The sequence below is a fragment of the Salinactinospora qingdaonensis genome (assembly GCF_039539445.1).
Classification (GTDB): Bacteria; Actinomycetota; Actinomycetes; order Streptosporangiales; family Streptosporangiaceae; genus Salinactinospora; species Salinactinospora qingdaonensis.
The window spans coordinates 40302-47798 of record NZ_BAABDD010000034.1 but is presented as its reverse complement, the minus strand read 5'-3'; the positions used below and the strand labels follow the sequence as shown (position 1 = coordinate 47798).

Genomic DNA, 7497 nt, shown 5'->3' with positions numbered 1-7497 from the left:
GTCTACGACAACTCCGGAAGTCCCGAAACCTCCGGCAACGTCAACCCGATCCCCTACTCCTACACCACCGACAACCCCAACAACATCCCCAGCATCGTCACCAACAACGCCGGCCCCGGAAACATCTGATCTCCACCGGCTAGGAGAGCACTCCGGGGCATGCCCTTGAGGTCGGCCCTGGCCACCGAGCACGAAGCGCCCGAAGTCACAGCGACTTCGGGCGCTTTTACATGGCCCAGAGCCTTCCACCGTCTAGGAAGAAGCCCCACTTCGCCTCCCGACAGAGCGCGGGGCGCTCCTGGCCTCCACCAGGTGGACTTCTTCGATGTGGCAGACCGGAAGGAGATCTCGGCTAAAGGGCGGATCGTCGACACCAGCCGCCATCGCGGTAACCGATAAAAGCGCGCTGTGAAGCGAATCGCAGAAGCGCCGCAACACTCATTTCGGAGTCAGGCCCCACCCGTGGCCGTGTATTGGCCTTGACCATTGCCTAAGGGCAATCGACAAAGAAAAACACCCCATAGCCTTCGGTATCGGGCCGCGGGGTGTTTCTTCTGGTCTTCGTGGGTGGCCAGGGGCGGGGTCGAACCGCCGACCTTCCGCTTTTCAGGCGGACGCTCGTACCAACTGAGCTACCTGGCCCCGGTCACCTTGTGAGGTGCGGTGAGCGGTCCTGACGGGATTTGAACCCGCGGCCTCCACCTTGACAGGGTGGCGAGCACTCCAAACTGCTCCACAGGACCTTATTTTGTTTTGCTTGCGCTCTGTACCGATTTTACCCGGTATTTCGCGCCCGCGCTCACGTCCTCTATTCTGCCAGACCTTCGACAGTGCTTCGGACTGAGCCTGTACCCCCAACGGGATTCGAACCCGCGTTACCGCCTTGAAAGGGCGGCGTCCTAGGCCACTAGACGATGGGGGCCTCGACGACGAACGAGTCGCCTTGATCCCGCCTTCGCCTGCCGTCGGGCACGGGTTAAAGCATAGAGCAGATGGCACCCGAGTGCCAAAGTGGTTTCGCGGCCCGGCCACGCTTCGAGGGCATCGCGACGGCTACTGGGGCGATGCACTGGGCGAACCGCTCACTGAACCGCTCGGCGAACGGCTGGGCGAAGGGGAAGCCGAGGTCGCGGAAGGCGAGCCCGACGCCGGTGGGGTGGGCGACTGCGACGGTGGGGTGATCGGCCGGTCGGGATCTTCCTCGACCTGGCGGTCGATCCGCGCCGATGTCAGCCCGAGCCCGCCAAGGGTCACGTCGTCCCACGCCTGGAGCCGTTTGGTCTCGGCATCGAAGTAGAGCACGGAGGCTTCGTAAGGAGTGGGCTGGTCGGAGCCTCTGTTAAGCCCCCGCAGACCGGCCCCTCCGGTCGAGCCCTGCACGAAGTAGCGGGTTCCGGTGTCGCGCAATTCAGTCCAGCGGTTGTGCCCGTGGCCGGCCAAGACGAGAGGAACCTCACCGTTGAACGCCCGAGCCTGCAACGGGTCGTGCATGACCGTCACGTCCACGGGGGGCTCGGCGTCGGCGACCGAAGCGGCCTGCTGCGCACCGATGGCCGCCACCTCCTCCTGGGTGGGGTTGTCCCTGGCCTTGTCCGGCGTGAACCGGGGGTCGCCGGCGCCGTAGATGCGTAGCCCACCGACCTCGGTGATCTCGTCGTCCAAAACGATCGCGTTCTCCTGGGCCTCGACGGCGCGTTGGGTGCCCATGGAGTCGTGGTTGCCGCGCACCCACACATAGGGCACACCCAACTGGGAAATGTCGTCCATGAACACGTCCTCGGCAGCGCTACCGCGGTCGGAGATGTCTCCGGAGTCGATGATGAAGTCCACCTGGAACTGGTCCTTAAGCGAGGTGATCACGTTCCAGGCCGCCGGGTTCAGGTGGATATCGGAGACGTGCAGCACCCGGATCGTGGATTCGTCGTTTTCGTACACCGGGAGCGCAGACGTCACCTCGTAGAGCCGGGACACGTTGCTGACGAGGCTCGCCAGTTGTTCGCTGTACTCGGAGAACCTGTTGATGACGCTCTCGGCGCTACCGACCACTTGCGGAGCGCCGGCGAGCAGCCCCGTGTAACGCGGCTCTGAGACGGCGCTGGGGCTGAACGTGCCATAAGTGAGCCCCCCGGCCGCCGCGAGCGTCAGCAGCGCCGTCAAGGCGCTCCAGCCCACCCGCCGCCAGTCTCGGAAGAGCACCAGGGCCGTCAGCCCCGCCCCGCCCACCGCCGAGGTCACGGCGCGCACGAAAAGCTCGATGACGCCTTGGCGCAGATCGGAGCCGATGGTCTCGGCGAGCCGGTTGATGGCGTCCGGGTTCTCGAACAACTCTTGGGCCGCCGCCAGGCGGATCTCGGAGATCTCCACATCGAAACGCAGCGGGGCATCGTGGGTTTCAAACCCCAGTTTGCCCAACGGCGCCACGCTGACGACCGTTTCGCCGTGCCAGGCCGGTGTCACCCGCAAGATGACGTCGGCGGGACCGATCGGGGTGAGGACGTGTGCCCCCAGCGACATCCCGAACCAGCCACCAAGCAAAGTGGCGACGATCACTGTGGCCACCCGCCAGGTACGGCCGTGCCGTAACCGAGCGATCCGCGCCGCGAACTCTCTCAGCCGCGCCGGCCGCAGGGCCGCTGTGAACCGCGAGAACACTCCTGCATCATCCCCCGGGCCTATGTCGTACCTCGCGCTGCCCAGCCCCCTGCCGCTCGCGGCGGCCCCACCGCGTGACGCAGAATACGAGACGTGGTCGAACTGTCCCGTTCCCGCTTCGAGGAACTTGTAGCCGACGCCTTGGACACCATCCCCGAAGAGCTGATGCGCCATCTCGACAATGTGGTGATCACGGTCGAGGACGAGGCCCCCGAAGACGGGCTGCTGGGGTTATACGAAGGAATCCCCATCACCGAGCGAGACGAAGGCTATGCCGGCGCTCTCCCCGACCGGATCTCGATTTACCACAGCGACATCTGCGCTATCTGCGACACCCCTGAAGAGGTGGTTGAGCAGGTAAGAATCACGGTAGTGCACGAAATAGCCCACTTCTTCGGGATTGATGACGATCGGCTCCACGAACTCGGCTGGGCGTAACCGAGAGCGGGGGCGAGCGCGGGCTTCCCGCAACCGCTGAGGGCCGTGATTTTTACTCTCTCCGGTGGCCGAAAGCAGCCAAGAAGAAGCACTAATAGCAACGAAACAGACACAAGGCGCACTGAACAGCTTGCGAACTACTACACCAATCAGGGACGGTAGGTTATCGAGTAGCGACCTAGAGTCACACATAGGGTGCAAGGGAGCCACCGGGTGGGGAATCCACACACGGGGAGCCGTGATATCGGCCCGCCTCGGGAAAGTGTCGAACCAGCGGAAATACCCGAAACGCCCCAGAACGGCTACACCGACCAGGAAAACCAAGGCACGGAAGCGGCCGGGCAGGACGCGAACGGCGGATCTGACTGGCGCACCGGCTACCGCGATGTGATCGCGGTTGGCGAGTTCAGGGCACTGTGGCTCGCCCACGCCCTGTCGATGGTCGGAAACTACCTGCTGAACCTCGCCGTCTCGGTGCTGGTCTTCCAACAGACCGAATCGGCCCTGGCCGCCGGGTTCACTCTCGGATTGACGTTTTTACCTCACGTGATCGGCGGGCCGCTGCTGTCGGGCCTGGCCGACCTGTTCCCCCGACGGCGCGTGATCCTCATCAGCGATGTGGTGCGCGCGGTATTGGTGGCGATGATCAGTATCCCCGGCCTACCGCTGTGGCTCACCTGGATACTGCTGTTCTGCTCGATCCTGCCCATGGTCCCCTTCAGCGCGGCACGGGCGGCGCTGATGTCGGAAATCGTCCAGGGTGAGCGCTACGTTGCGGGCTCGGCCATCATCAACCTGACCTCGCACGTCGGAACCCTGGTCGGGCTCGTGGTGGGCGGGGCCATCGTCACCCTGCTCGACGCCCACACCACAGTGCTGTGCAACGCGCTGACCTACGTGGCCTCCGCGATCATCATCTTCGTAGGGGTGCGCGCCCGCCCCGCCCCCATCCAGGAGTCGACCTCGGAGGGGTCGGGCCGGCTGCGGCTGTGGGAAGTCACCGCTGGCGGGGCCCGCCTGGTCTTCGGCGATCCGCGCCTGCGCACCCTCGGCCTGTTCGCCTGGCTAGCCGGCTTCTACATGGTCCCCTACGGGCTGGCCAACCCGCTGGCCGCCCAACTCGACCGCGGCGCGGCGGCGGCCGGCCTGATCATGGCCGGCCCTGCGATGGGCGCGGTGCTGGGCGGGTTCGTGCTGACGCGCTTGATCAGCCCCGCCCCGCGGATGCGCCTGATCGGCCCGCTGGCGATCGCGGCCTCACTGCCCCTCCTAGGGTGGCTGGCACAGCCACCGCTGTGGGTGATGGTGGCGCTGCTCGTGGTTTCCGGCGCCTGCGCCTCGTACCAGTTCGTCGCCAACGCCACCTTTGTGCTGTGCGTGCCCCCCGATGGCCGTGGGCTGGCCTTTGGGCTGGTCGCCGCGGGGCTGCAAGCCGCCCAAGGGGTCGGGATCGTACTCGCCGGCCTCCTCGCCGAGGTCGTCAGCCTCAACATCGTGATCACGATCGCCGCTCTGTGCGGCACCCTCGGTGCCGTGGCGCTGACCCTGCCCTGGTCACGGCTCTACCACGGGACCATCGAGCTGATGTACGCCTCGGAAGGCGCACCATGACCGGGCTCTCTCGCCACAACTCTCAGTAGTCGGAACGCTTGCCTTGGAAGTTGCGGATGATGTGCTCCAGCACCGAGCCCTCAGCGCCCTCCTCGGGCATGATCAGCCAGGCGAGGACGTAGAGGAACACGCCTCCACCCACCATGAACAGCGTGATCACGGCAAAAGCCAACCGTACGAAGTTGGGATCGATGCCGAGGAAATCCCCGAGGCCGCCGCAGACACCGGCCAGCACCCGCCGCTCGCTACTACGCCGCAGCTCTTTCTTACCGAAGTAATCGCTCATACCCCCACACTGCCCCAGATCGGCGCCAACTCCCATAGGGAAGGCCCCTGGCTCTGCCCTGAAACCCGCCCCTGACCACGTTCACGCCGGGCCTCCCGGCGCGGGAGCATATCTCCCGACCCCCAAGGGAGTCTCCCCGGGTGAGGGGGCGGGACGCTCTCCTCGCAATCGCGCCCCATCCCCTCACCCGCTGGGCCGGCGCTAGGCGGCGGCGCCTCCGTCGAGGAGCAGATCGGTGCCCACCGCGTACCCGGACTCGGCAGAAGCCAGGTACAGGACGCCGGCGGCGATCTCGTCGAGGGAGCCGACACGGCCGATCGGGGACTGCTCTCGCAGTCGTTGCGCACGGTCGGCGTCGGTCTCGCCGGGAAGCAGCGACATGGGGGTGTCGGAAACGCCGGGGCTGACCGCGTTGATCCTGACGCCCTCCCTGATGTGGTCGAGCGCGGCGGCGCGGGTCAACGCGCTGACGGCGGCTTTGGTCGCACCATAGGCCCCGATCCCGGGGACGGTGGTGCTGGCTCCGACGTTGGAAGCGATGTTGACGATGGTGCCGCCGCCGTTGCTCCGCATGTGAGCGATCTCATGCTGGAGCGACAGCAGCATTCCGGTGAGGTTGGTGGCGAGCATGGTCTCCCACTCGCCGGGGTCCACATCGCCGACCGGACCGGTCGCGGTGAGCACGCCGGCGTTGTTGACCGCGACATGCAGCCCACCGTAGTGCTCGACCGTCCGCGCCACCATAGCCGCCACCGACGCCGAATCCGTCACATCAGTGGCGATGGCCAGCGCATCGCCGCCTTCTTTCTCGATCATCGCCACGGTTTCCGCGACCCGGTCATGCCTGCGGCCGGCCACCACGACGGCGGCGCCCTCGCGCGCCAACGCCAGGGCCACATGTCGGCCGATGCCGCTGCCACTGCCGGTGACCAGGGCGACCATGTCGGTGAAACGCCTATTCATGGGGTATCTCCTCTGGATGTGTGATTCTCGTGCTCTCCTGGGCCCCTGCGGGCAATGACGGCGACCGACACGGCCAGCAGCGCGAAAGCGCTACCGGCTGCGGCGAAGGCCCAGGAGTGACCTCCGGTGATCGCCGTGGCTTGGGAAACGCCGGTTTCGGCGAGGTGCGCGGTGCGCGCGGAGGCGACCGCGGTCAGCAGGGCCAGCCCGGAGGCCGGCCCGATCTCCATGGCGGTGTTCATCAAGCCCCCCGCCAACCCCGTGTGTTGGGCGGGCACCCACTCCATGACCAGTACGGCCGCCCCGGAGAAGCACAGCGACAACCCCAGGGGCAGCGCGACGAGCCCAGTCCCCAGCAGGGGCACAAAGCCGGTGGTGGGCGGCAGCCCCGCCAGCAGGAACGTGCCTAGGGCAGCGCCGGCGAGCCCGAGGCCCACCACGGCGACGGGACCGAACCGCTCGACGGCGCGCGGCGCGACCCAACCGGCGGTGACGATCGTGGCTGCGTAAGGCAGGAACGCCACGGAGGTGAGCAAAGGCGACCAGCCGTGGACTCCTTGCAGGTACAGCACGACGAGCAGGGTCACCAGGGCGGCTCCGGAGGAGGCCAGCGCGATCACCAGGAGGGCGAGGGCGCGCCGGGGCACGGCGAGGAAGGACAGCGGCAGCAGCGGGTGGCTACGGCCCCTCTCCACCGCCACGAAGCCCCCAAGCAGCGCCACGCCGGCGAGGAGGGGCAGAAGGACCGGCGCCGACGTCCACGTGGTCTCGCCGCTCATCACCAGGCCGTAGCTGGACAGGGTGATACCGGCCGTGGCCAGCGCCGCTCCCGGCAGGTCGAGGGTGGGGCGGCTCGTCGGGACCGCGCGTGGCAGTAGTGGCCGCGCCAAGGCCAGGCCGAGTAGCGCCACGAGCAGCGGTACAGCGAACATCCAGCGCCACGACAGCCACGTGACGACGACCCCCGACACCACGGTGCCGGCCATCGCGCCGGCGATCGATAACCCGCCCCAGAGCGCCATCGCTGTGTCCTGCGTGGCCTGCCCCGCAAGGAGGGCGCGCAGGACCGCCAAGGCGGCGGGCGCGATGACCGCGGCCGAAGCTCCCTGGAGGAACCGCGCCGCGACCAGCGAGAACAGCCCGGGCGCCAGCGCCGCGGCTATGGCGGCCACCGCGAAGACGGTCAAGCCGCCTAAGAGCAACCCGCGTCCCTCGAAGCGGTCGGTGAGGCGGCCTCCGAACAGCAGCAGCCCACTGAAGGCGAGGCCGTAAGCGGTGCTGGTGAGGACCAGCTCGCTGGTGCTGAGGTGGAGTTCCCGGCCGATCTGGGGCAGGGGGACCGAGATCAGGGTGATCGTGAAGATGAGCGTGACTTGGAGGGCGCCGAGAAGCAGGAAGGCGCCCCTGGCTCTCGGGGAAGCCGGTGTCCCGGCGGTATCGGCTGATGGGGCGGGCTGGGTGGCGGCCATAGGAGGCTTCCCGTCAAAACCATTCTAGAACGGTTGGTCTTTATTGAGCATATATGTCCTCCCGTCGCCGGCGACACC

6 protein-coding genes and 3 tRNA genes are annotated in these 7497 nt (G+C 67.1%); 2 read left to right on the top strand and 7 right to left on the bottom strand.

Going from position 1 to position 7497, the window contains the following annotated elements; translation table 11 throughout:
• Window positions 1-568: 568 nt before the first annotated feature.
• The 4 genes from ABD848_RS22070 to ABD848_RS22055 form a co-directional block, all read right to left on the bottom strand.
• Window positions 569-642: transfer RNA gene (locus ABD848_RS22070), tRNA-Phe, on the bottom strand.
• 26 nt (window positions 643-668) lie between these two features.
• Window positions 669-743: transfer RNA gene (locus tag ABD848_RS22065), tRNA-Asp, on the bottom strand.
• 106 nt (window positions 744-849) lie between these two features.
• Window positions 850-922: transfer RNA gene (locus tag ABD848_RS22060), tRNA-Glu, on the bottom strand.
• Window positions 923-1053: 131 nt separating this feature from the next.
• Complete coding sequence (locus tag ABD848_RS22055) at window positions 1054-2514, bottom strand: metallophosphoesterase family protein (protein WP_344976050.1); 1461 nt, start codon at window positions 2512-2514, stop codon at window positions 1054-1056.
• A gap of 231 nt (window positions 2515-2745) precedes the next feature.
• Between ABD848_RS22055 and ABD848_RS22050 the strand changes: the two genes are divergently transcribed.
• Together ABD848_RS22050 and ABD848_RS22045 are read left to right on the top strand one after the other, a co-directional pair.
• Window positions 2746-3090: a metallopeptidase family protein gene (locus ABD848_RS22050; protein WP_344976048.1), complete on the top strand. Its 345-nt coding sequence runs from the start codon at window positions 2746-2748 to the stop codon at window positions 3088-3090.
• Window positions 3091-3303: 213 nt separating this feature from the next.
• The gene (locus ABD848_RS22045; protein ID WP_344976046.1) at window positions 3304-4701 is read left to right on the top strand and encodes an MFS transporter; all 1398 of its coding nucleotides are present in this window, start codon (window positions 3304-3306) and stop codon (window positions 4699-4701) included.
• 22 nt (window positions 4702-4723) lie between these two features.
• Here the strand turns inward: ABD848_RS22045 and ABD848_RS22040 are convergent, their stop codons facing one another.
• The 3 genes from ABD848_RS22040 to ABD848_RS22030 all read right to left on the bottom strand — a co-directional run bounded on the left by ABD848_RS22040 (window position 4724) and on the right by ABD848_RS22030 (window position 7419).
• Window positions 4724-4987 carry a PspC domain-containing protein gene (locus tag ABD848_RS22040; RefSeq protein ID WP_344976043.1) on the bottom strand — a complete coding sequence of 88 codons (264 nt, stop codon included), beginning with the start codon at window positions 4985-4987 and terminating at the stop codon, window positions 4724-4726.
• A 201-nt stretch (window positions 4988-5188) separates the two neighbouring features.
• Window positions 5189-5950 (bottom strand): SDR family NAD(P)-dependent oxidoreductase, encoded by a 762-nt coding sequence (locus tag ABD848_RS22035; RefSeq protein WP_344976040.1) that lies wholly within the window; start codon window positions 5948-5950, stop codon window positions 5189-5191.
• Window positions 5947-7419: an MFS transporter gene (locus tag ABD848_RS22030; protein ID WP_344976038.1), complete on the bottom strand. Its 1473-nt coding sequence runs from the start codon at window positions 7417-7419 to the stop codon at window positions 5947-5949. The genes ABD848_RS22035 and ABD848_RS22030 overlap by 4 nt, the downstream gene beginning before the upstream one ends.
• Window positions 7420-7497: the final 78 nt, after the last annotated feature.